At 43.0% G+C, this 24,114-nt stretch carries 19 protein-coding genes; 9 read left to right on the top strand and 10 right to left on the bottom strand.

The genetic code is table 11. The features are described 5' to 3' along the window. The first annotated feature begins 554 nt into the window (after positions 1-554). A complete protein-coding gene (locus CIK80_RS13805) occupies positions 555-1,313 on the top strand; it encodes an IclR family transcriptional regulator (protein WP_062844729.1) in 759 nt (252 codons plus the stop codon). Positions 1,314-1,537: 224 nt separating this feature from the next. Here CIK80_RS13805 and mmsB read toward each other — a convergent pair whose 3' ends face one another. The 8 genes from mmsB to CIK80_RS13765 all read right to left on the bottom strand — a co-directional run bounded on the left by mmsB (position 1,538) and on the right by CIK80_RS13765 (position 13,192). After that, positions 1,538-2,482 carry a 3-hydroxyisobutyrate dehydrogenase gene (gene mmsB, locus CIK80_RS13800; protein WP_095570504.1) on the bottom strand — a complete coding sequence of 315 codons (945 nt, stop codon included), beginning with the start codon at positions 2,480-2,482 and terminating at the stop codon, positions 1,538-1,540. Positions 2,483-2,584: 102 nt separating this feature from the next. Then, entirely contained in the window at positions 2,585-3,850 is a 1,266-nt protein-coding gene (locus CIK80_RS13795; RefSeq protein ID WP_257011788.1) for an enoyl-CoA hydratase/isomerase family protein, read from the bottom strand. Positions 3,851-3,882: 32 nt separating this feature from the next. Then, on the bottom strand, positions 3,883-4,665 hold the full coding sequence (locus CIK80_RS13790; RefSeq protein WP_095570503.1) for an enoyl-CoA hydratase: 783 nt from the start codon (positions 4,663-4,665) through the stop codon (positions 3,883-3,885). 66 nt (positions 4,666-4,731) lie between these two features. After that, positions 4,732-5,892, bottom strand: a complete 1,161-nt coding sequence (locus tag CIK80_RS13785; RefSeq protein WP_095570502.1) for an acyl-CoA dehydrogenase family protein — start codon at positions 5,890-5,892, stop codon at positions 4,732-4,734. Between the two features lie 161 nt (positions 5,893-6,053). Then, a complete protein-coding gene (locus tag CIK80_RS13780) occupies positions 6,054-7,538 on the bottom strand; it encodes a CoA-acylating methylmalonate-semialdehyde dehydrogenase (RefSeq protein ID WP_095570501.1) in 1,485 nt (494 codons plus the stop codon). A 285-nt stretch (positions 7,539-7,823) separates the two neighbouring features. Continuing rightward, positions 7,824-9,860, bottom strand: a complete 2,037-nt coding sequence (locus CIK80_RS13775; protein WP_095570500.1) for a propionate--CoA ligase — start codon at positions 9,858-9,860, stop codon at positions 7,824-7,826. Positions 9,861-10,070: 210 nt separating this feature from the next. Beyond that, a complete protein-coding gene (locus CIK80_RS13770) occupies positions 10,071-11,741 on the bottom strand; it encodes a fatty acid--CoA ligase (protein WP_095570499.1) in 1,671 nt (556 codons plus the stop codon). Between the two features lie 236 nt (positions 11,742-11,977). Next, a complete protein-coding gene (locus CIK80_RS13765; protein ID WP_095570639.1) occupies positions 11,978-13,192 on the bottom strand; it encodes an MFS transporter in 1,215 nt (404 codons plus the stop codon). Between the two features lie 410 nt (positions 13,193-13,602). Here CIK80_RS13765 and CIK80_RS13760 point away from each other — a divergent pair, with 410 nt between their 5' ends. Further along, the gene (locus CIK80_RS13760; protein WP_095570498.1) at positions 13,603-14,349 is read left to right on the top strand and encodes a hypothetical protein; all 747 of its coding nucleotides are present in this window, start codon (positions 13,603-13,605) and stop codon (positions 14,347-14,349) included. 102 nt (positions 14,350-14,451) lie between these two features. Beyond that, positions 14,452-15,198, top strand: coding sequence for a hypothetical protein (locus tag CIK80_RS13755; RefSeq protein WP_095570497.1), 747 nt, complete (start codon positions 14,452-14,454; stop codon positions 15,196-15,198). Between the two features lie 103 nt (positions 15,199-15,301). Here the strand turns inward: CIK80_RS13755 and CIK80_RS13750 are convergent, their stop codons facing one another. Then, a complete protein-coding gene (locus tag CIK80_RS13750) occupies positions 15,302-16,645 on the bottom strand; it encodes a DASH family cryptochrome (protein ID WP_095570496.1) in 1,344 nt (447 codons plus the stop codon). A gap of 229 nt (positions 16,646-16,874) precedes the next feature. On the opposite strand from CIK80_RS13750, the gene CIK80_RS13745 reads away from it, so the two are divergent. Next, a complete protein-coding gene (locus CIK80_RS13745) occupies positions 16,875-17,105 on the top strand; it encodes a hypothetical protein (RefSeq protein WP_062844739.1) in 231 nt (76 codons plus the stop codon). Between the two features lie 80 nt (positions 17,106-17,185). Here the strand turns inward: CIK80_RS13745 and CIK80_RS13740 are convergent, their stop codons facing one another. After that, positions 17,186-18,676, bottom strand: a complete 1,491-nt coding sequence (locus tag CIK80_RS13740; protein WP_095570495.1) for an aldehyde dehydrogenase family protein — start codon at positions 18,674-18,676, stop codon at positions 17,186-17,188. A gap of 429 nt (positions 18,677-19,105) precedes the next feature. Between CIK80_RS13740 and CIK80_RS13735 the strand changes: the two genes are divergently transcribed. From CIK80_RS13735 to CIK80_RS13715, 5 genes are all read left to right on the top strand, one after another. Then, positions 19,106-19,708 carry a TetR/AcrR family transcriptional regulator gene (locus CIK80_RS13735; RefSeq protein ID WP_095570638.1) on the top strand — a complete coding sequence of 201 codons (603 nt, stop codon included), beginning with the start codon at positions 19,106-19,108 and terminating at the stop codon, positions 19,706-19,708. A 199-nt stretch (positions 19,709-19,907) separates the two neighbouring features. Continuing rightward, positions 19,908-21,119, top strand: coding sequence for an iron-containing alcohol dehydrogenase (locus CIK80_RS13730; RefSeq protein WP_095570494.1), 1,212 nt, complete (start codon positions 19,908-19,910; stop codon positions 21,117-21,119). Between the two features lie 120 nt (positions 21,120-21,239). Next, positions 21,240-22,289: an NADP-dependent oxidoreductase gene (locus CIK80_RS13725; protein ID WP_095570493.1), complete on the top strand. Its 1,050-nt coding sequence runs from the start codon at positions 21,240-21,242 to the stop codon at positions 22,287-22,289. Positions 22,290-22,525: 236 nt separating this feature from the next. Continuing rightward, a complete protein-coding gene (locus CIK80_RS13720; protein ID WP_095570492.1) occupies positions 22,526-23,203 on the top strand; it encodes a type 1 glutamine amidotransferase domain-containing protein in 678 nt (225 codons plus the stop codon). A 48-nt stretch (positions 23,204-23,251) separates the two neighbouring features. Then, complete coding sequence (locus tag CIK80_RS13715; RefSeq protein ID WP_095570491.1) at positions 23,252-23,881, top strand: glutathione S-transferase; 630 nt, start codon at positions 23,252-23,254, stop codon at positions 23,879-23,881. Positions 23,882-24,114: the final 233 nt, after the last annotated feature.

Below are 24,114 nucleotides of genomic sequence, written 5' to 3'. Positions count from 1 at the left end.
AAAAATGACAACTTAGCTTTTTTTAAATCGATCATTTTGTTGAGCAGATTAAAACAATTTTGGCTCAAAAAGTCACCCCTACAGATGCGCTTTTTATTTACCGTTATGTAAAGATTGCATAGATATTGTAATAATTACTACACTAACCCGTAAAACTTCGACTTTCTGTTACACAATACTCTCAAACCAACTAAATGACCCAGACATGAACATTGGATGCTTAATGTTCATGTGAGGATATTACAAAATATGTCATTATCATCGCTTACTTTATTATTTAACTCAATGACAGTTATATAGCTTAATACTACAGTTTGTTGTGTTTTGTGAGTTCACGTATCTATTATTACCTTTATATAAAATTTGAGACAGATGCCCACGTAAGACCAATGTTTCTATATAATGAGAAGAAACGTCCTATGCGTTCAGTACTGTACTGAATCGAAAGAAAAAATCAAGAGAACGGAACCCATAGTATTTGTCTCTGTTTATTTGCTTTGTGACTGGTTGTAATGGTCTTTGTTTGTTCTTTTTACCACTGTTGAGCCCTCTATATGCCTAAAGTATCGTCAATTACCCGTGTGCTAGAGATTATAGAAGCGGCATCTTACGCTTCTAAACCTTTGTCTCCACTTGAGCTATCGCAAGAATTGGATATTCCCAAGCCGACCATTCATAGACTGATCCAAAACTTGGTTGATGAAGGGTTTTTGACTGTCGATATCGGTGGCGGTATTATTCCTGGAAAGCGCGTACGTAATCTGAGTGTTGAGCTTTGGCAGCAAAGACTATTCTTTAATGAACGACAAATGATTCTGCAAAAGCTGGTTGATGAGCTAAAAGAAACCTGTGGCATTGGGGTTCCTTATCATATGAATATGATTTATACCAACCGTGCTCAGACGACCCTACCACTACAAATTTACTTACCAGTCGGCGCAAAATCGCCAATGTGGTGTACTGCAACAGGTAAGCTCTACTTGAGCCAATTATCCGCTACCAGTCGCCATAAGATACTCCAAGGTCTGCCGCTCGATAAGTTCACTAAAAATACTATTACTGATATTGATGCATTAAACGCTGAGCTTGATCGTATTGCTGAAACAGGTATTGGGATAGACAATGAAGAGTTTATTTCTGAAATGGTAGCAGTGGCTGTACCTATATTAGATAAAAAGTCACGCTATCTGGCCTCGTTATACCTGCATGCGCCCACCATACGTGTATCACTAGATGAACTATTGGTTCATGTCCCACGTCTACAAAAAGCGGCGCAGGATATTCAAGCCCTTGTGTATGACCTGCAAAGCTAACATATCAATTCATATGAAATAAAAAAGGGTCTGCACTATATATAGCTATGCAGGCCCTTTTTTATTTGCTTATTCGTTTTATATAAACCATCAAAGATACGGTCGATTTACTTTAAAAACAAGACAATGCGACTGGGATGGCTTTTTCGTGGCCTCTGTGTTCGCAGCAAGTAAGAAAAATATATATCAGTCGCACGTGTCCCTCAATGTATCGGTTTGATATATTAAAACAGTACTGAGTGGTCATGACGACCCATAATACTTGAAAAATCCTTATCGCCATTCTCTACGGTGTGTGCTTCATAAAGCTCTGCGGCTTTAGCGCCCATTGGCGTTTCGACATTGGTATCCTGAGCAGTTTGCATGGCAAGATTGAGGTCTTTTTGCATCAACTTACTCATAAAGCCGCCCTGATAACCATTGCTAGAGGGCACATTTTCCATCACTTGAGGATAAGGATTATAGACCTCCAATGTCCAGTTTCGACCTGAGCTTTGTAGCATAATATCTGATAATACTTTGGGGTCCAGTCCATTCTTGACCCCTAAATTAATGGCTTCTGCTGTTCCCGCCATCAAAATCCCCAGCAGCATGTTGTTGCATATTTTTGCGACTTGCCCTGCGCCTTGATCACCTGCATGAAAAATGTTTTTGCCCATGACGGCTAGTATTGGTTGCGCTTTGGCAAAGGCTTCATCACTACCCCCAACAATAAAGGTTAAGCTACCAGCAATTGCACCGCCTGTCCCACCAGATACGGGCGCATCTAAGAAGTCGATACCAAGCTGACTTGCCGCTGCAGCGACTTTCACGGCATCTGCAGCCGCTATCGTACTGCTATCAATCACGAGCGTGCCTTTAGGTAACGCTGTCAGTAATCCATTAGAGCCATTTTTACCCAAGTAAACAGAATGAACATGCTTGCCAGCAGGCAACATACTGATAACAACTTGGGCGTTACGCGCAGCTTCAATAGGGCTAGATGCAACGCTTGCCCCTGCTTGCTGTAAACGCTCTGTTGCAGCTTGCGACAAGTCATAGACAGACAAGGTATAGCCTGCTTTTAGTAGATTCTCTGCCATGGGTGCGCCCATGTTACCCAGCCCAATAAAAGCTATTTTTGGCTTATCGCCGTCTTTATCAGTTGCGTTTCTATCATTGATATCCATCTCATCGCTCCTTGATGATTGCTTATGCAGACATTGCTATATATGGTATTTACTGTTTTTAAGTCTTATTTATACTTAGTAATTATTCTGATGCTCAAACCTTTAGCGTACAAGCTCATTGCCTAAAGCATGATCACTCAGCCAATGCTCTAAAGGATGTTCACCTTTAGAATAAGGATTGACGAGATGCTGCTGAATGTATGCTTGTCCTTCTTCACTCAAACAATCAGCCAACGAACGTGACCACTGCGGATTGCGATCTTTGTCAATCAGTAATGCTCGTACGCCTTCCTTAAAGTCTGGATTGGCAGCACAATGCACGGCCACATTGGTTTCTAGATACAGAACTTGCTCTATCGATAGGTCGGTAACTTTATGATACAGCGCATACGTCAGTGCAGCCGTCGTAGGACAGCCATGACGATACGTTGCTACTGCTCGCTGTGTCCAGTTGTCCTCAAAGAAATCTGCTCCTAGCTGTGCAAGCGCTTCATCACTCTGTAGCAGTGCATCAATATCGCCCAAACCGCCACTATTCATCAGTTTTTGAATCGGAGACCAGTATGCAGCCAACTTACTAGGAGGTAGGTCAGCAGTGGCCTGTGCAGCCAGTGCACGGCTGACGATACTATAAGCACTATTGTCATGAAGGCTCTTAGTATCAGTAGATTCAGTTGCCGCTTGCCAATCGCTCTGCTTTAAACGCTGGATAATGGCATCATAATTGTCGCTTGAGACGGCATACTCTGCAAGATTGGCGAAGAGAGCGTCGTTGCCATTGCACATCGCACCCGTCAGCCCCAAAAACAACCCTGTCTTGGCTGGCATGCGTTGTAAAAACCAGCTGCCAGAGGCATCAGGAAACAAGCCAATAGTTACTTCAGGCATGGCAAAACGCGTACGTTCAGTAACGATGCGGTGACTGCAACCTGCCATCAGCCCCATGCCGCCGCCCATGATAATCCCATCGCCCCACAGTATTAATGGTTTTGAATAAAAATGCATCTGGCGATAGAGACGATATTCATGACTGAAAAACTCTGTGGCATAAGGGTTTGGCATTGGCGCATTCGCAGACATACTATCGTATAGTTTACGAATATCACCGCCTGCACAAAATGCTTTGTCACCTGAGCCTTTTAGTACCAAAGCAACCACCTGATCCTCATTTTGCCACTGCTCTAATTGTGCTGATAACAACTGGCACATATCGACGCTCAGAGCGTTCAAAGATTTGGGCGTGTTTAAGGTCATTATTCCGATCAGATGACCGCAATCGGTCAGTTCAGTCTCGAAAAGTACAGACGCGTTCTGCTCTATCGTTTTTTGATTATCACCATCGTCTATCGCTGTCATCGCTGCTGCCATCAAAATCACCTACAAGAATTAGAAAATTTAATTTATTTATTTTGCCAATTTGGTTTACGCTTTTCTAAAAATGCTTGAACACCTTCGCGCTGATCTTTGGTATCAAACAACTTAACAAAGGCCTCACGCTCAAGAATAAGGTTCTGTGCAGGCGGTGTGTCTCTAGCCGCTTGGATAAGCGTTTTAGAATAGCTGACAGCAACTGGTGACTGTTTGGCAACCTTTTGCGCCAATGCTTGTGCTGCCGTTAGACCCTCGCCTTTGGCCGTGATTTCCTCGACTAAACCAATTCGCAGAGCCGTATTTGCATCGACACGCTCGCCGCACAATATCATGCGTTTTGCCCAGCCCTCACCCACAAGCCAAGGCAGATTTTGTGTACCGCCCGCGCAAGGCAGTAAGCCTACGCCCGTCTCTGGCAATGCCATCTGCGCGTGTTCTTCTGCGATACGAATATCACAGGCAAGTGCACACTCAAGACCGCCCCCCATTGCATAGCCGTTGATAACAGCGATACTCACGCCACGATAAGCGGATAAAGCTTCAAAAGCTTCGCCAAAAGCGATAGCCATGCTGATTGCATGACCTTTGTCTCCATCTGCAAAATTATTCAGATCCGCGCCTGCTGAAAAGAACTTCTCGCCGTCTCCACGAATGATTAAAGCATAGACATCATCCTTTGCATTCAAGTCAGCAATCAGTTGTTTGAGCGCTTGCAAGCTATCCATCGTCCACGTGTGGGCAGGTGGATTATTCAGTGTGACAATCGCCGTATGATGATCAATTAATAATGTAAGATTGGTATAATCTGTCATAAAACATCCTTGTTTTAACATGGTTTTACTACATGCACTTTATGGGTAAAGAACCATACCGATGTATTAGCGTAATTGACTCAGCGCATCGTCTTGCAACAGCTGACGTGAGACAATTACTCGCATGATTTCATTGGTGCCTTCCAAAATCTGATGGACACGTAAGTCTCGAACATGGCGCTCAAGTGGGTATTCATTCAGATAGCCATAGCCGCCATGTAACTGTAAGGCTTCATTAGCGACGTCAAAACAAAGATCTGTCGATAAGCGTTTTGCCATTGCACAGTATACGGAGGCCTGCGAATCCTCGTTATCGACCTTGTTCGCCGCTAAATACAGCATTTGCCGTGCCGTAATCGTTTGGGTCAGCATATCTGCCAGTTTAAATTGTACGGACTGTAAGCTGGCAATCGGACTACCAAATTGACTACGCTCTTGGACATAATTGGTTGCGGTCTCTAACGCGGACTGTGCCGTACCAACCGCACATATGCCAATATTAATACGTCCACCATCCAAACCTTTCATAGCAATACGAAAGCCTTGACCTTCCTCACCTATTAAGTTTTCTACAGGCACCTTGACGTCTTTAAAACTGATCGTTCGTGTTGGCTGTGCTTTCCAGCCCATCTTATGCTCATTTTTGCCGTACTCAATACCATCACTATCGGCTTCGACCACAAATGCTGACACACCTTTTGGTCCTGCGCCGCCCGTACGTGCCATCACTACTAATATATCGGTCGATCCTGCTCCTGATATAAAGGTTTTTTCTCCATTCAGAATATAGTAATTGCCTTGCTTATCAGCTTTGGTACGTAGAGAGGCGGCATCAGAACCAGCATTTGGTTCTGTCAAGCAGTAGCTACCAAGCCACTCACCGCTGACCATATTGGGAAGATATTTCTTGCATAAAGCGTCATTGCCATACTCACCAATCATCCAGCTCGCCATATTATGAATACTCATATAAGCCGCAACTGCCGTATCGCCCCACGCCAGTTCTTCAAAAACCATGGCAGAATCCAGTCGTGGCAATCCCAAACCATCGTACTCTGGATTGGTATACAGTCCCAAAAAGCCAAGCTCACCTGACTTTTTGATAACATCAATAGGAAAATGTGATGTACGATCCCATTCTGCTGCGTTTGGCTTAAGCTCTTTTTGAGCAAACTGTCTCGCAGTTTGGCGAAAGGCAATCTGATCATCAGTGAGTGAAAAATCCATATGGTCATCCTTGTGCATGTATAGCAAATATGGTGAATGAGGCTAAGTGTGTCATTGTCTTCTTGTTTTATTATTTCATTAAAAACGCAGTATGGCGATAAAAGTATGCTACTGCAAAACCACAAGCAGAACAATGAACACACCGCAGCGATAGTGAATGACTATATCGAAATAGTCGTATTAACACCGCGACTCGCTTCGTCATCAAACCATCGCGCCGTCACCGTTTTCGTCTGAGTATAGAACTGTACGGCTTGCTTACCATAAGGACCAAGATCGCCAAGCTTACTTGCACGTGAACCTGAGAATGAGAACATGGGTAGTGGCACAGGAATCGGTAAGTTAATACCAATTTGACCGACCATGATGTCTTGCTGAAATTTGTGCGCGGCGGCACCTGACTGGGTAAAGATGGCCGTACCATTGCCATGTGGATTGGCATTGAGCAGCTCTATCGCCTCATCCAAACTAGCAGCACGCATGATACACAGTACAGGACCAAAAATTTCTTGCTGATAAATTTGCATATCGCTTGTGACATTGTCAAAAATAGTCGGTCCGACAAAGTTGCCTTTTTCAAACCCTTCAACGGTAATGCCGCGACCATCAAGAATTAAGCTAGCGCCTTCTTCGACACCAGTACCAATCAAATGCTCAACACGCGCTTTTGCAGCAGGTGAAATCAGAGGCCCTAAATCTTTATCATTCTTGCCAGCCGATACGACCAAGGCTTCCGCTTTGGCTTTGATATCATCAATCCACTCACCTGCTGCGCCAACCAGCACGACCACTGACAACGCCATGCAGCGTTGACCAGCAGCACCAAAGGCAGCACCTGCCAATTGATTGAGCGTTTGTTCTTTATTAGCGTCAGGTAAAATTACCCCGTGGTTTTTGGCGCCCATCATACACTGCGCACGCTTACCTGATTTACTCGCGCGCTCATAGACATGTTTACCAACGCTGGTAGAACCCACAAAAGACACCGCCTTGATATCTGGATGATCGCAAATAGCATCAACCGTCGCTTTACCACCGTGAACCACATTCAACACACCTTCAGGGACGCCCGCTTCTACAGCAAGTTCAATCAAGCGCATGGTGACCATCGGATCTTGTTCAGAGGGTTTTAGGATAAAGGTATTACCTGTTGCAATCGCCATTGGAAACATCCATAGCGGAATCATGGCAGGAAAGTTAAAGGGCGTAATCCCTGCACAGACCCCAAGTGGTTGCCAAATGCTATAAGTGTCTACGCCAGAGGCGACATTTTCGACGAAATCACCAATCTGCAAATTGGCAATACCTGCTGCGTGTTCGACCACTTCTAAGCCACGAAATACATCGCCACGGGCATCAGCAATAGTTTTCCCTTGTTCTGCGGTTAAAATCTCTGCAAGCTCATCCATATGCTCACGAATCAGTGATTGATATTTTAAAAAGATACGAGCGCGGGTGGTAATTGGTGTTTTACGCCAAGTTTGAAAGGCTGTTTGAGCAGCGGCAACGGCCTGATTGATTTCATCATCTGTGGATTGTGGCACTTTTGCGATGACTTCTTGAGTGGCGGGGTCGGTAATATCAATCCATTCATCAGTAGTAGACTGTGTAAATTGACCATTAATGAGTTGCTGAACGTGGTGCATAAGATATCCTTATCTTGTTTATGTGACTACTGCGACAGTGTCGCTATATTTATGGTGTCTTTATATCTATAAAGAGCGCTAAAAGAGATAATTTTTAATAGCTATAATTTAAAATGATTTATTTTGTATCGTTATTGACTATAACAATAAAACAATTTTAGGGTCAAGCGCTTTGTTGAATTTTTAGCTTGTTTGAGAAGATAAGCAATAAAAAAGCCCATGATTTTTCATGAGCCTGTAATTTTACATCCATACTCTGTCATAAATCTTGTCTGAATGAGAGCGCTAGTATTCTTTCATAGATTGTTTGATGGCATCAATCGCTGCTGGATTATCAAGCGTTGACATGTCTCCTGTGTCCTTGTTTTCTGCTAATGCCCGAATAGCTCGGCGTAATATTTTGCCAGAACGGGTCTTTGGTAGGGCTTGCGGAAAATAAATTGCTGCTGGACGCGCGATACCGCCCAATGACTTGATAACCGCACCGATCACTTGTTGCTCAAGGCGAAACCGATTTTCAGTGGTTGCTACTTGCTCGTGATCTTTTAGTACACAAAACGCAATAGGCAACTCACCCTTCAATTGATCTTGGATGCCCACGACGGCGCACTCTGCCATTTCAGGATGACTACTAATGGCTTCCTCAATTTCTTGCGTCCCTATACGGTGGCCTGCTACGTTAATCACATCATCAGTACGTCCTAGAATATAGAAATAACCATCTTCATCCGTGACTGCATAGTCTGAGGTAGAGTATTGCTGGCCGTCAAATAAGCCAAAATAGCTACTGATAAAACGCTCATCGTTGCCCCATACCGTCGTGAGACAACCTGGCGGCAAAGGCGCTTTAATGGCTAACAGGCCTTTTTCACCCGCCGCGCAAGGTTTGCCTGTTTCTTCATTAATGACTTGAGCATCATATCCATACATTGGATAACCAGGTGAGCCTTGCTTATGCGGCTTATCATTAAATTTGGGCGTATTGCTCAAGATGGGCCAACCCGACTCTGTCTGCCAGTAATGGTCTAAAATAGGGACACCCAAATGCCTGCTGAGCCAATTGGCGGTAGATTCATCAAGTGGCTCGCCTGCCAAAAAGAATGATTTGACACTTGATACATCATAGCGAGTCATCCACGTTTCATCTTGTTTTTTGAGCATACGCACACCTGTAGGCGCAGTAAACAAAATATTGACCTTGTTGGCCTCGACAATACGCCACCAAATACCCGGATTTGGGCGATGTGGTAGGCCTTCATACATAATACTAGTCATACCCGCAAGCAATGGTGCATATATCGTATAAGAGTGTCCAACCGCCCAGCCGATATCCGATATCGCCCAAAAGGTTTCACCTGCTTTGCCATCGTAGATATAATCTATTGAGGTAGTGAGTGCGACGGCATGACCACCTGTATCACGCTGCACACCTTTGGGCGTACCCGTGGTGCCAGAGGTATACAGCAAATACGATGGCGTGTTTGACTCAAGCCAGACAGGTGCTACTATCGCATTTGCCTCACAGCTGTACCGACGTTCTGTCGCATAATCGACATCGATGTCTTGCGGCTGAAAAGGCAACACGCCTCGATTTACCACGAGCACATGCTCAGGTTTTTTGGTTGCTTGCTCAACCCCTTGATTGACCAAGTTTTTATAATTAATGACTTTACCACCGCGCAAGCCTGCATCTACTGTGATGACCATTTTTGCGTCAGCATCATTCATGCGTATCGCCAAATTATGGGCGGCAAATCCCCCAAATACGACCGAATGCACCGCACCGATACGAGCGCACGCCAGCATGGCGTAAGCGGCTTCCAAAATCATCGGCATGTAAATGATGACACGATCGCCTTTATCAATACCATAACGCTGTAGCACATCAGCGAAATAATTGACTTCTTTATACAAATCATTATAGGTCAGGCGACGCTTGGTATAGTCAGTATAAAACTCTACATTATTGCCCAAGTCTTTGAAGGCGTTAACAACGCCTGGAAAGGTTTCTATCAATTCTTGATTGATCTCTGACGATAGCCAAATGAAGGCATCTTGTTCTGCGCGTTGTTCCAGATGACGATCCACGCAGTTATAACAAAGATTGGTTTCACCACCGACAAACCATTTGGCAAAGGGCAACTTACTATCATCCAAAATCTGCTCAGGTTCTTTATGCCAATAAATGCGCTCTGCTTGCTTGGCCCAAAATTGCTCACGATCACTGATTGAGGCCTGATATATGTCAGTAAAGGTTGAGATAGTAGTGGATGATGCTTGAGAGATATGATTAATATTTGGATTGGTGGCGTGCTCGCTCATAATGGCTGTCCTTAGCATAAACGATAGTAATGCGATTTTATTAGATAACAATATAATATAAAACTGGCTTTCCTTGCCAAAATAAAAAACCGATACAATATGTATCGGTTTAAAATGTAACAGAGCAATTTGTAAAGGTCAACTGTTAAGCGTGTACTTTAGTCTATATTAATAAGAGCAAACGTCTGAGCAGTAGACAATTTAAGATCATTATTTTTCAACGGGTTTTGTGTACATCTCACGCATGACCTTCTTGTCATGTTTGCCTACTGAGGTTTTTGGCAATTCATCCACAAATTTGAACTGATTTGGTACGCCGTATTTAGGGATCATGCCACGCTCAACCGCTTTCTCAGCAATCGCTCTAATATCTTCAGCACTGGTATCTTGGCACGCAGGCTTAAGTACAATTAACGCCAATGGACGCTCACCCCACTGCTTATCGGGAATCCCAATGACAGACACATCACCGACCGCTGGATGAAGGGATAAAATCGTTTCAATCTCAAGCGATGAAATCCACTCACCGCCTGATTTGATCACATCTTTTAAACGATCAGTGATTCTCATATAACCGTCTGGTCGTATGTAGGCGATGTCTTGGGTATGCATATAGCCATTTTCCCACAGCTCTTTACCTGCATCTTCATTTTTTAAATAGCTTTGAGTCAGCCAAGGGGCACGTAATACAAGCTCACCAGTGTTGTCCTTACCCACGCCTACCGATTGGTTGTTCTCACCCCATACCTGAGCATCAACCATCAAAACAGGCTTACCTGTCATACAGCGACGAGCAATATCCTCTTCTTCTGTCATCTCAGGTTCATTTAAACTGAACTCTGTCAAACTAATGAGCGGCGCTGTCTCTGACATACCGTAGCCTGTATACACCTCGATACCTTGTGCCATAGCAGTTTTTGCCAAGCCTTCTGTCAATCTTGACCCACCAATGATCATCTTAAGACCATTAAAACTGGCATTACGATCCTGCGCTTCTTTGAGTATCATCTGTAAGATCGTCGGTACGCAATGGGTAATACTTACCTTTTCATTAATAATTAAGTCCATTAGAGCATCAGGCGCATAACGCCCCGGATAGACTTGCTTTAGCCCAACCATCGTGGCTGTAAATGGAAAGCCCCATGCATGTACATGAAACATCGGTGTCAGTGGCATGTAAACATCCCCATAGCTGACACCTTGTTTGTTGGGCAGCATACCAAGCGTTGCTGCTTCAGCTAAGCTATGCAATACCAATTGACGATGACTAAAAAACACCCCTTTTGGATCTCCTGTCGTACCTGAGGTATAAAAGGTGGTTGCGATGGTGTTTTCATCAAAATCTGGAAAATCAAAATCACTATCAGCGGCGTCTATTAATGATTCATACTCACCTATAACTCGATTTTGGTTGCCGCCAAAAACCCCTTCAAACGTTACCCCATTATCATCTAACCAAATAATATGCTCAATGCTAGAATTTTCGAACTGATAATCTTTGACTAATGGTGCAAACTCAGAATTGAGCAGCAATACCTTGGGCTTAGCATGATTGATGGTATAGAGGACTTTTTCTGGTGATAGACGTATGTTAACCGTCTGCAAGATATACTGTGACATAGGCACAGCAAAGTAGGACTCAAGGTAGCGGTGACTGTCCCAATCCATGACAGCGATTACGTCACCTGCATCAAGATTCAGCCCAGCCAATACATTGGCTAAACGGTTGATACGACTAAACAAGTCTTTATAAGTAAAGCGCTTTTTGTCTGCATAAATAATTTCTTGCTCTTGCGATACCGTTTTGGCGCGGTTTAATAGTTGTTTTACCAATAATGGATAATCATAGGCAGACGGTGCACTCTGGTAAATATTTGACATAAATCTGACTTCCTTGTTGGTCATATGTATAAATTATTATAAGTATAAATCCGAACAGCAATACAACGATCATTGTTTTAAAAAGCAAGTCTTTTTTGACAATAGCTGCTTGAACTATCAATAAAATTAATCGTATCTCTATCGATAATAAGAAAAAATCAGCGTTATGTAAAGCAACCTTGAGTAAGTATCACAAAGCCAATGTAGAACGGGCCAGTTCCTATTAAGGTAGGCATTTAAGGAGCAGGTGACTTGGTTTTGATCATACCAAAACTTGCCATAAGCAATGCCAACACTTGCACGAACAGCAGCAGACATACCGTGAGTGACCACTGCCCTCGTGCATAAACCAGACCGCCCAGCCAAGCACCTAACGTTCCGCCCGCGTAGTACCCCATATAATATAGGCCCGATGCTAATGAGCGTCCCTTTTTGACATTGACAGCGATGTAGCTAATAGTCGCTGACTGCGTGATAAATACCCCCGACGACATCACAGCCAGCCCTATAATGATACCCCACAAAGGCGTAACAAGCGTCAACAACACGCCAGCCATCGACACCAGAACAGCAACTCTGACTGTCCTTGCTGAACCAAACCGCCTGAGTAGCTTGGTTGACAACGGTGTGATAATCACGCCTATCAGATATACCGCAAAGATGTTGGCAAGCGCGCCCGTGCTCAATTCATAAGGTGATTTGGCAAGATGCAGATTGATAAAAGTAAAACACCCTACAAGAGAAAATAAGACACAAGCACCCAGCAAGCAGGCAGTCACAACATAGCGATTGGTCACATGCTCGCCTAATGTCTGTATGGCTGAGCGAAAGTTTGGATTGGCCACAAAACGACGAGACGATGGCAACATCTTAATAACCCACAAGGCACCTATCAGCGTCATACCAGCCATCACATAATAGCCATAGCGCCAGCCGATCATCTCGTGCAAGTGCCCAAGTAAAAACCGGCCCATAAAGCCACCAAGCACTGATCCTGACACATAAAATGACATCAACTCTGTCAGAGCTCGTCCCTCAAACTCCTCACCAATATAAGCAATGGTCACAACTGTAATACCTGGTACGGACAAGCCTTGCAAAAAACGCCACATGCCCATCCAACCGATACTAGGACTTTGCGCAATCAAAGCCGTCGGTATGGCTAAAAATAATAACGCACCGACGATAAATGATTTGCGCCCTACCGCATCAGAGAGCATACCCAAAAACGGTGACATAATAGCAATCGCTAGCACGGTCGCGCCGACCACCATTCCTGCCTGCACTTCACTTGCTGACAAATCCATCATCAATACCGGCAAAATAGCCTGAATAGAATAAACTTGTAAAAAAGCAAACATCCCAATCAGACCAATCGTCAATTTTAAGACCCACGAGGGTGAATTAAATGGTAGCTGACTGGCAGGTATGGTAGGTGTTTTTTTATTCATCGCATCAATCTTTTGGTTTGGCTGACTGTGATCTGTCACATGGTTTTGTATATGATTATTCAAAATAGGGCTGACTGTATTAGACGCCTTTCAGCAAAGGCTAGAGAGACGTGGGTAATAGAAATGAGACAATAGGAGCGAGACTTGTATCCATCGTACAGTGGCAAAGTCCAGCTAATTTTGACTATCATAGCGAATAATAAGCGCAAGGTTCAGTATATCGTTCGTTTTGTTTTTACACATCTACATTGTTTCTATCTTTTTTATTACAGACATTGCGTCTTTAAAAAATCATACTCGTAGAGTCTTAAACACTCTCAGCAGTGTTCATAGCTACAATTTCGTAACCATAATATTTACAACGACAATAATGAATAATTTGAGAAACCCAGTATTGAGGAACCAGTTTTATGACCGATGAAATTTATGATTTAGGCCAAGGGTTTTGGAGCATACGAGGATCCTTTATTAAAAACGGCATAATGGACATCGGGGTGCAATCTGCTCTGATAAAACTGGCCTCAGGACGATTTATTTTTTTGGACAGTTATACGCTAACGGGTGAGGTTCGACAGCAAGTCATGGCACTGACCAACGATGGACGAGATGTTGAGGCGGTGTTAAACGTTCATCCGTTTCATACCGTCTACTGCGCGCAAATGGCTAAAGACTTTCCGCAAGCCATCTTTTATGGCAGTAGTCGTCATCATAAGCAAGTACCAGGTGTGAGCTGGTCTGAGGATTTGGTCGAAAGCGATGCTGTGACAACACGCTATACCGAACTTGAATTCTCACTTCCTAAAGGCATCTATTACATTTCGCCTAATGAAAACGTCCATGCAAGCTCTTTATTGGTCTATCATCCCGCCAGCCAAAGTCTCTATATTAATGACACCTTTGAGATTCCACCTTCTAAATTGTTTCATGCGGTACAACCGAGTTTGGGTTTACATCCCACAACCAAGCAAGCGCTAATCGATGAAGCTACGGCAAGCGAGCAATATTGCGATTGGGCAACGAACCTTGCGCACGCATGGCGTGACGCTCGATACTTTTGCGGTGCACACTCAGGTCTGGTGGAGTTTGGCGAAGGTAGATTTGAATCAGCACTGCTGTCTGCTATTGACGCGGCTCGTTCTGAGCTTCAATCACGATAGATCATAAAATAACACTTAAGGTAAGAACGATATTTATTATCCATTGAGACTTACTCATACTTCAAGCAACTCTTTTCAAACATTACCTAAGAAGAAACAACAATGTCAGATAAAATATACGATTTAGATGCAGGGTTTTGGAATATACGTGGATCGTTTCGCGTTGGTGGTATCTTAAATATTGGCGCGCAATGCTCACTTATTCAATTAGCATCAGGGCACTTTATCTTTTTAGACAGTTATGCGCTCACTGGTGACGTTCGAGATAAGGTCATGGCACTGACTGATAACGGTCAAAAAGTGGAAGCGGTGCTCAATTTACATCCCTTTCATACGGTGCACTGTGCACAAATGGCAAAGGATTTTCCGCAAGCCATCTTCTATGGCAGTAGTCGTCATCATACAAAAGTACCTGAAGTCCAATGGGCCGAAGATTTGGTCGAAAGTGAGGCAGTGGCTCAGCGCTACCCCGAGCTTGAGTTCTCGATAGTAAGAGGTATTGATTATATCTCGTCCAATGAGATGATTCATGCAGGCTCTTTGTTGGCCTACCATCCTGCCAGCAAAAGCTTACATGTCGATGACACTTTTATAAGCCCACCGATCAAAGCCTTAGAGGCCATATTGCCTGAATTAATGCTGCATCCTACGACCAAAAAAGCGTTAAAAGACAAACCAAACGCTGGTCAGCAGTATTGCGATTGGGCGACTAATTTGGCCCATGAGTGGCAAGATGTTCGTCATTTTTGCGCCGCACATTCACATTTGGTGACCTTTCATAAGGGCGAGTTTAAAAAATCTTTATTAAAGGCTATCAATAAAGCACGTCCAAAGTTAGAAAATATTTAGTTAGCAATCTGTTTTGAATGTGTAGAAATATATAAAAGGGTTGCCAATATGGTTGCCCTATTTTTATAAAATACTGTCTTGTATTCATGGCATGGTAAATTGACTACACCTCACCTTGCCATTTACGAATAAACTCGCCATTTGGATCATATTGCTGGGTCTGTTTGTTGAGATTAAATTGCCTGCATCCTCTCGGATCAGCGCCAACCCCAGCCAAGTACTGCCAATTACCCCAATTGCTGGCGACATCATAATCGATCAGCTGTTGTTCAAAGTAAATCCCACCATAACGCCAGTCTAAACCCAGCTCATGAATCAAACAGCTAGCCACTAACTGTCTACCGCGGTTCGACATGTATCCTGTACTTTTTAGCTGATTCATACACGCATTGACGATAGGATATTGCGTGGTTCCATTTTTCCACTGCGCCAAACGCTTTTGATCAAACTGGATCGATGGCGAGTGCTGCGCAATGCCTTTAAACCAAAACAGCTTTTGTTGATGGGCAATAGCATACCAATAAAAATACTCACGCCACAGCAGCTCAAACCATATCCAATAAGTAGACTCATTCGCAATGATATCGCGCTCATAACGACGCAGACGATTCAGTACCATGTTTACAGACAGTGAGCCGTTGGCTAACCATGCCGAAAGCTTGGTAGAATGTGTCCAGTCATCAAGCGCATTTCGCGTGGTTTTGTAAATACTCGGCGCATCGGCATCAAAATAAGCATCTAGATGCTCTAAACCGCACCTCTCTCCACCTTTCCAATCAGGTAGTTGCTGTGATGGCTCATTGAACGCTTGTGCTGCAAAAAAGTATTCGTGGCTGTCTCGCAAATTTTCAGGCATTGGCGGCAAGGACTTGGGCATTGGACAAGTCACAATATCTTCTTTTGCCTGCAATAAATCATAATTTGATTCGATTTTTTTGCGAAAGGCGGTAAAGCTTTTGGGCAATTCATCGAGTGGTAATTTATCGAACAACGTGGCAGTGGTTTGTACATGCCAGCATACTTGTGGGTTTTGCTCCTGCAAACATTTGTAGACTTGGTTTTGGTTATAATCTGCTGTTTGACTGACACAGATATCTGTGACACTTTGCTGCTGAATAAGCTCATTCAACTGGGTAAACGTGTCTGATGTCGCCACGTTGTTTTGCAAATACAGCAATTTATTGCCAAGTTGCACGAGTGACGCATCTAAAGCTGCCAAACTCTCAGACAGAAATCGCTGGCGCGCCTGACCCATAGTGTCATAGAGATAAACCTGCTGGCTGACTTTTTTGTCCAATGTATCGGTCAATGATGGTGCATAAACGAGCAATAACTGTCCGTTACTGGACAGATTAGCCGCTTTTGATAACGTGGCATTGTCTGTAACTCGCAGGTCATTATGAAATAAAACCAGCGTAATATTTGACGTCAATGACTGATTTGGCATGTGTTAAGCCTCTTAGTATTTAGATATGATGAATAAATCACAATCCTTCATTTTCAACAGTATTTTTAAAGCTTCAAAATATCATATACTGTCAATGTCATGTTTGATATTCGAATACGGTATGCTCAAAATATTAATTGGGTAAGACCCAGAATTTTAAAAACCACTTATGTGCATTGACTCTCATGAGCATGACTGCTTAAATAGTTAACCCCTAGGAGAATATGGTATGACTGAAAAAAATGCCTCAGACGAAAAACGTCAGCTTATCAATCGCTTTTTGATCATACTGACAAAAGAGCAACCGCAAATGTATTATGCCTCAACCTCCGAAATTGCTCGTAGTCTCTATAAAATGATTAAAGAGCATACCAATCGCTTATCTGTAGAGGAGCAAGCGCTGGTTAGACGAATGAGCATGGAAGAAATTGAGGGCTTGCTTGGTTTCCATGCTAGGTAATAATTTTCCCCATAAAAAAAGACCGCTACTAAGGCGGTCTTTTTTGTATCTGGCTTGATGCTTAGCAGAGTCATCCGTTATTAAAATGCATAATCACGTGGTTTGTGCTGCATTGATATCCAATGCGTTCGAGTAAACTCTTCTAGTACCCACTCACCATTGAAGCGACCAATACCTGAGTTCTTTTCACCACCAAATGGTACATTGCTTTCATCATTTACTGAAATATCATTGATATGAGTCATACCGGCTCTGATACCACGGGCAAAACGCAATCCTTTTTGCATGTCTGTAGTAAAGACGGCACTAGACAAGCCATACATTGAGTCATTGGCTATCGACAATGCATCCTCTTCATCTTTGGCACGAATGATACCGACCAATGGTCCAAACACTTCGTTGCATGACAAGTCCATCTCGCGCGTCACTTCTGTGAATATATGTGGCGGTACCACTTGACCTTTAATCTCACCACTCAATAACATCGTAGCCCCCTCTTCTTGAGCTTTAGCAATTTTATCTGTGAGTGATTTGACTTGTTTTTCATTAATAATTGGACCGACTGCCGTGTTCTGTTTGCTAGGATCGCCAACATTCAGTGTCTTTACATGAGCCAAAAAGCGCTCTACAAACTCGTCATAAATGTCGTCTTCTACGATAATACGGTTAATAGCGATACAGATTTGACCTTGATGCAAGAATTTACCAAAAGCGGCAGCTTTGACTGCTTGCTCAATATCGGCATCTTTTAGGACAACAAACGGACTATTGCCACCCAGCTCAAGCGCCACTTGCTTGATATAGTCGCCGCCGCTTGCCAGCTCACCAATGTGTTTACCGACTGAGGTAGAACCTGTGAATGAGACAAAGCTTGGAATATCATGCGTAACAATAGCATCACCAATTTCACTACCCGCGCCAACCACAACATTCAGTAGCCCTTTAGGCAGACCCGCCTCTTCAAATATTTTTGCCAATAATAAACCGCCTGTAATGGGTGTATCACTTGCAGGCTTTAATACCACAGCATTACCAAGGGCCAACGCTGGTGCGATAGAGCGCTGTGTCAGATGCAATGGGAAATTCCACGGGCTAATCACAGCCACTACCCCAATTGGCTCACGATAAATAAAGTTTTCTTTACCTGCTGTATTAGAAGGGCGAATCTCACCATGTACACGGCTTGGAAAACTGGCCGCTTCAAGCGTAATGGCTCGTGCACTACTGAACTCTACCATGGCTTTAATACGAGTGCTGCCCGATTCTTTAATGAGCCAATCGACGATCTCGTCTTGGCGCTGATCAAAGATACTGACGACTTTATACAGAACAGCAGAACGCTCAGCTGGGGTTGTTTGCGCCCACTCTTTTTGAGCCAGAGTGGCTGCTTGATAGGCTTCATCAAGCTGCTGGCTGGTCGCTTGCTGGATTTCTACTAGCGTGTCACCATTGTAAGGGTTGGCATCGGTGTTGACACTATCGTCTTGTCCACTTTGCCATTCACCTGCGATATATTGCAAATGAAAATCTTGATAGACATTAGGTTGGGTATTATTGGTATCAGTTGACATAATTTATCCTGGGTATTTTATAGTTGTGGTTGTCATGTTGAGTAACATCTACTAGAGTAAAAATAGTTGGCGACAGGTTTACAATACATCATTCCAGCGCCACATTATTCTTATGTATAAGTAATTATTTATTTATGGGTGCTCATTTATCAATAATGCTCTACACTCGCAGCAAACTTATAACAGTGAGTAACATCTAGCAACGTTCTTTAAAACATATACTTGATAGACGACTGGTCTAATGCTACCATAAACTTAATGAGAATGAGCATATTTGGTCATTAAGTCTTGTTGAAAAAACGTAACTTCACAACATAACCTTCGATAAAAACAAGTGAAGCGTACTGCCCTATTTAACCTCGTTTAACCTTTACTGATGACACTTATCCATTCATACCACTTATTTAATCTTAGGAGCACATGACTATTATGTCTGTTAACTCGACGAATACCCCGCCAGACACCAAAACCCATCTGTTAGATATAGGCTATCAGCTTATTGCTAAAAAAGGATTTACCGCTGTTGGTATCAAGCAGATACTAGACACAGCAGGCATTCCTAAAGGCTCGTTCTATCATTACTTTGCCTCAAAGGAGACTTTTGGTGAAGCCATTATTAGTAATTACTTTGTGCATTATAAAGAGCGCTTAGATACCATCGCAGATCAAAATGTTAGCGCTCAGCAGAAGCTATACAACTATTTTCAAAACTGGTATGACACTCAGCAAAACGGCTGTAATCATGGAAAATGCTTGGTCGTTAAGCTCAGTGCTGAGGTAGCAGACATGTCTGAGTCTATGCGTCTCGCCCTAAATGCTGGTTATCAACAAATCATCAATTGGCTGGCCGAACAGATCAAAGCTGGATGGGCTGATAACTCAGTCCCCCGTTTTGATAATGTGGCTGCTGAGAGTATGGCCAAACGCTGGTATTTTGCTTGGTTAGGTGCCAGCCTAATTGCTAAAACCAGTCAGACCAACACCCCACTCGCAGAAGTTTGGCAGATGACGACCACACAAATGGGCCGTTGATTCTGTCATTTTAGACCACGTCTATAGAAATATCCTTTGGCAGAAGATTTGCATTATTAGAGAGTTTTGTAAATTTACTAGACGACCGGTCTAATTAATGTACAATGGCCGCAGATGCAATAAACGGATTGGCAAATAAGCTACCGTCATCTTTATACAATTTATATTTAATAAATATCTAATAACGTTTAGGAATTTTATGAACAACTTTCAATATTACAATCCCGTCCGTATCGTCTTTGGTGAAGGTCAAATCACCCAGTTATCAGAATTAGTGCCTACAGATGCACGTGTACTAATCACTTATGGTGGTGGTTCAGCGCAGCGTACTGGTACGCTGGATGAAGTAAAAGAAGCTTTGGCAGCAAGTGGGTCACGTGACATATTTGAGTTTGGTGGTATCGAAGCCAATCCAGAATTCACGACACTACTAAAAGCAGCAGACATGGTGAATGAGCATAACATCGACTTTATCTTGGCAGTCGGTGGCGGTTCAGTACTTGACGGTAGTAAGTTTGTTGCCTTGGTTGCCTCTTTAACTGAAGAAGACGGCACCGTTTCACGTGAGCAAGCGTGGGATGCCTTAATCAGCTATTGCAAAAATCTTGATTCTGCTATTGATCTGGGCGCGGTTTTGACGATACCAGCGACTGGCTCTGAAATGAACTCAGGTGGCGTTATCAACTATAGTGAACGCCAAGCAAAACTGCCATTTGGCAATCCACTGGCCTTTCCTAAATTTTCGATTTTAGACCCTATCAAGACATTGACTCTACCTGAGCGTCAAGTCATGAACGGTGTTGCTGATGCATTTGTTCATGTAATGGAGCAATACTTAACGTATCCAGTGAACGCTAAGGTTCAAGACGCATTTGCTGAGAGCTTACTTAAAATTCTTATTACAGAAGGTTTGGTGGTGAAGCAAGAGCCAAATAACCTAGAGACTCGTAAGAACATCATGTGGACAGCTACGATGGCACTGAACGGCCTCATCGGTACAGGTGTTCCACAAGATTGGACAACCCATATGATTGGTCACGAACTGACCTCATTGCATAGTATTGATCATGCTCGTACCTTGACCATCGTGCTGCCATCCGTCATGCGTGAGCTTAAAGAAAGCAAAAAAGAAAAGCTGCTTCAGTATGCCCGTAACGTATGGGACATTACCGATACAGATCAAAATGATGACACTATCATCGAGACGGCCATTGTTTATACCGAAAACTTCTTCCGCGATCTTGGTTTACCAGTCAGCTTAGAAGATGTTGATTTAACAGAAGAAGCAATCGACCCAATCGTTAAACAGCTTGAAGCGCATAAAATGGTAAAACTGGGTGAGCATGGCAAGAATGACTTAGATGTCTCACGCCGTATTTTGCAACGTGCGGTTACTAGTAAAGCGTCTTAATTAGAAATACCATAATAATAAAAATATATCTTTTTGATTTTAAAGTAACTACTCAGCACTGAGTGGTTACTCCTTTAACAACGAACACTAATATTTATAAATAAAAAAAGGATTATTAAAATGAGCTTTGATAAGCAACAAAACCAAAATACAAATCGTCAAATCAAACTTGCCAGCCGCCCTCAAGGTGAGCCGAAGGCTGAAAACTTTGATTTAGTGACTAGCGATATTCCCTCGCCTAACGACAATGAGATGCTATTACGCACCGTTTATTTATCATTAGATCCGTATATGCGTGGACGTATGAGCGATGCAAAAAGCTATGCAGATCCCTTAGCAGTGGGTGATGTCATTATGGGTGGAACGGTTGCCCAAGTCGTTGAATCTAATATAGATAAATTCGCAGTCGGTGACTTGGTGGTCTCAAACTCAGGCTGGCAAGATTATAGCGTTAGCAATGGCGAAGGTGTCCTAAAGCTTGATAAAGATATGAAAAACCCCTCTTATGGCTTGGGCGTATTAGGTATGCCAGGGTTTACGGGTTATATGGGTTTGACTGATATCGGTAAACCACAAAAAGGCGAAACGTTGGTGGTTGCAGCCGCAACTGGTCCAGTTGGCGCTACTGTCGGGCAAGTGGGTAAACAATACGGCACGCGTACAGTGGGTGTCGCTGGCGGTAAAGAAAAGTGTGATTTCGCAGTTAATGAGCTTGGTTTTGATATCTGTATCGACCACAAAGCCGATGATTTTGCTGAGCAATTAAAAGCGGCGTGTCCAGATGGTATCGATATCTACTACGAAAATGTCGGCGGTCATGTGTTTGATGCCGTAATGCCCCTCTTGAATGCCCATGCTCGTATTCCAGTCTGTGGTCTAGTCGCTCAATACAATGCGACGGACTTGCCTGAAGGTAAAGATCGTTTGAGCATGTTGACAGGACTTATCCTGAGTCGTCGCTTAACGATTAAAGGGTTTATTATTTTTGAAGAATATGGAGATCACTATCCTGAATTCTTAGAAACCATGAGCAAATGGGTAGAATCAGGTGATGTCAAAACCAAAGAGTATGTTGCTGAAGGCTTAGACAATGCCCCTGATGCTTTCGTTCGCATGCTAAATGGTGATAACTTCGGCAAAACAGTGGTTAAAATCGCTGACGTCAACTAATAGTCTTTTTATTAGTTGATATTAGATGAGTAATAATAACCACTTAACAACACAATTTACTCATATTGCTACTGCAAACTGTTTACATTGCACTAATACTATTAGTGACAAATAGACAAGCAATGACAACTTATTCAATCACCCAGTGCTAATCATCATACCTTTAAACAGTATGGCTGTTAGTACTTGGTTACTTCTAAATCTTGATCAAACATCAATAATAACTAAGGATACTTATGAATATTTTAATGGTACTAACTTCACACGATCGCCTCGGTGATACTGGTAAAAAAACAGGTTTTTGGCTAGAAGAATTTGCCGCTCCTTACTATGCTTTTATTGACGCTGGTGTCAACGTAACGCTAGCCTCTCCTGCAGGCGGTCAGCCACCTCTTGATCCTAGTAGCGATACAGCAGATGCGCAGACAAAAGATACCAAACGTTTTAAAGAAGATGCAAAAGCACAGGAACATCTTGCCAATACTGAAAAACTTGCTGATATGAAAGCAGAAGATTTTGACTCTGTCTTTTATCCAGGTGGCCATGGCCCATTATGGGATTTAGCCGTCGATAAAAACTCAATCAATTTGATTGAAACGTTTGTGACGCAAGACAAGCCAGTAGCGTTTGTTTGCCACTCTCCTGCTGCATTAAAAAATGTCAAAATTAATGGCGAGTATCTGGTCAAAGGCAAAACCGTCACTGGGTTTTCTAACTCAGAAGAAGAGGCCGTTAGTCTGACAGATGTCGTACCTTTCTTAGTAGAAGATGCGCTAAAAGACAATGGCGGTAACTATGAAAAAGCGGGTGATTGGGAGTCATTTGTTGTCGAAGACGGCTTGCTGATTACAGGGCAAAACCCAGCGTCATCAGAAGAAACAGCCAAACGCCTAATGGCCAAGTTAAAAGGTTAGTATGAAACACTAAGGTGAACATAATCAACCACGCAAAAGGCCACTACCATGATTCGCTTACATCATCTCAATCAATCACGCTCGCTACGCATCCTATGGCTTTTAGAGGAGCTTGGCGCGTCTTATACGGTCATTAGTCATCAACGCGATGCTAAAACCCATTTGGCACCAGAGAGTCTAAAAGCGGTACATCCACTTGGTAAGTCTCCGGTTATTGAAATGGATGGCCGACTTTATACTGAGTCAGGGGCTATTACTGAGCTATTGATTGAACGATTTGCGCCAGAGCATTTGCGTCCTTCTATAGATAGCGCAGATTATGGGACGTATTTGCAGTGGATTCATTTTGCCGAAAGCTCGCTTATGTTGCCATTATTACTTGAACTATTTACCAAAAAAGCAGGTATTAACGATAATGAGTTTTTGGATAATTATATTGCCGAAGAGAAACACAAGCTGCTGAGCTATTTGGATGATGAAGTGGCTGGCAAGGCTTTTATCGTTGGCAATAAACTGAGCGGGGCTGGCTTTATGTTGTCTTTTGACTTGATTATGCTTGCCAAGCGCGAGATGCTAGAGGACTATCCGTCCATAAAACAATACGCCTTACAACTCGCTAGCCTTGATAGCTATCAGCGTACCATGCGTTTGGAAGTAAATTATGACGAGTCCATCTAGTACTTTACTTTAACGCCCTTACTTAATTTTTATTATATAAGAACAGTTCTGTAGAGAGCTGTTCTTATTTTTGATTCAACCATATGTCCATTATCTATAAGTTGGCGTACGATAGTATTTGAATATAAGTTAAAAACAGCATAGCGCGTTACGTGTATATGACAAAATCTTGATAGAAATTATGATAGAATCCTGCCCGCTATTTTTAAGTTATATTTTTGTCTTATCCGTAT

Source organism: Psychrobacter sp. JB193, assembly GCF_002285555.1.
Classification (GTDB): domain Bacteria; phylum Pseudomonadota; class Gammaproteobacteria; order Pseudomonadales; family Moraxellaceae; genus Psychrobacter; species Psychrobacter alimentarius.
The sequence above is the reverse complement of the archived record's forward strand: the minus strand, read 5'-3'. Positions and strand labels throughout refer to the sequence as shown.

What these genes read in the sequence shown, in the direction of transcription:
- mmsB (WP_095570504.1), bottom strand. Translation starts at nt 2,482, where the DNA reads ATGGATATCAATGATAGAAACGCAACTGATAAAGACGGCGATAAGCCA.
- CIK80_RS13795 (WP_257011788.1), bottom strand. Translation starts at nt 3,850, where the DNA reads ATGGCAGCAGCGATGACAGCGATAGACGATGGTGATAATCAAAAAACG.
- CIK80_RS13765 (WP_095570639.1), bottom strand. Translation starts at nt 13,192, where the DNA reads ATGAATAAAAAAACACCTACCATACCTGCCAGTCAGCTACCATTTAAT.
- CIK80_RS13730 (WP_095570494.1), top strand. Translation starts at nt 19,908, where the DNA reads ATGAACAACTTTCAATATTACAATCCCGTCCGTATCGTCTTTGGTGAA.
- CIK80_RS13745 (WP_062844739.1), top strand. Translation starts at nt 16,875, where the DNA reads ATGACTGAAAAAAATGCCTCAGACGAAAAACGTCAGCTTATCAATCGC.
- CIK80_RS13755 (WP_095570497.1), top strand. Translation starts at nt 14,452, where the DNA reads ATGTCAGATAAAATATACGATTTAGATGCAGGGTTTTGGAATATACGT.
- CIK80_RS13760 (WP_095570498.1), top strand. Translation starts at nt 13,603, where the DNA reads ATGACCGATGAAATTTATGATTTAGGCCAAGGGTTTTGGAGCATACGA.
- CIK80_RS13790 (WP_095570503.1), bottom strand. Translation starts at nt 4,665, where the DNA reads ATGACAGATTATACCAATCTTACATTATTAATTGATCATCATACGGCG.
- CIK80_RS13780 (WP_095570501.1), bottom strand. Translation starts at nt 7,538, where the DNA reads ATGCACCACGTTCAGCAACTCATTAATGGTCAATTTACACAGTCTACT.
- CIK80_RS13770 (WP_095570499.1), bottom strand. Translation starts at nt 11,741, where the DNA reads ATGTCAAATATTTACCAGAGTGCACCGTCTGCCTATGATTATCCATTA.
- CIK80_RS13735 (WP_095570638.1), top strand. Translation starts at nt 19,106, where the DNA reads ATGTCTGTTAACTCGACGAATACCCCGCCAGACACCAAAACCCATCTG.
- CIK80_RS13725 (WP_095570493.1), top strand. Translation starts at nt 21,240, where the DNA reads ATGAGCTTTGATAAGCAACAAAACCAAAATACAAATCGTCAAATCAAA.
- CIK80_RS13805 (WP_062844729.1), top strand. Translation starts at nt 555, where the DNA reads ATGCCTAAAGTATCGTCAATTACCCGTGTGCTAGAGATTATAGAAGCG.
- CIK80_RS13775 (WP_095570500.1), bottom strand. Translation starts at nt 9,860, where the DNA reads ATGAGCGAGCACGCCACCAATCCAAATATTAATCATATCTCTCAAGCA.
- CIK80_RS13720 (WP_095570492.1), top strand. Translation starts at nt 22,526, where the DNA reads ATGAATATTTTAATGGTACTAACTTCACACGATCGCCTCGGTGATACT.
- CIK80_RS13750 (WP_095570496.1), bottom strand. Translation starts at nt 16,645, where the DNA reads ATGCCAAATCAGTCATTGACGTCAAATATTACGCTGGTTTTATTTCAT.
- CIK80_RS13740 (WP_095570495.1), bottom strand. Translation starts at nt 18,676, where the DNA reads ATGTCAACTGATACCAATAATACCCAACCTAATGTCTATCAAGATTTT.
- CIK80_RS13785 (WP_095570502.1), bottom strand. Translation starts at nt 5,892, where the DNA reads ATGGATTTTTCACTCACTGATGATCAGATTGCCTTTCGCCAAACTGCG.
- CIK80_RS13715 (WP_095570491.1), top strand. Translation starts at nt 23,252, where the DNA reads ATGATTCGCTTACATCATCTCAATCAATCACGCTCGCTACGCATCCTA.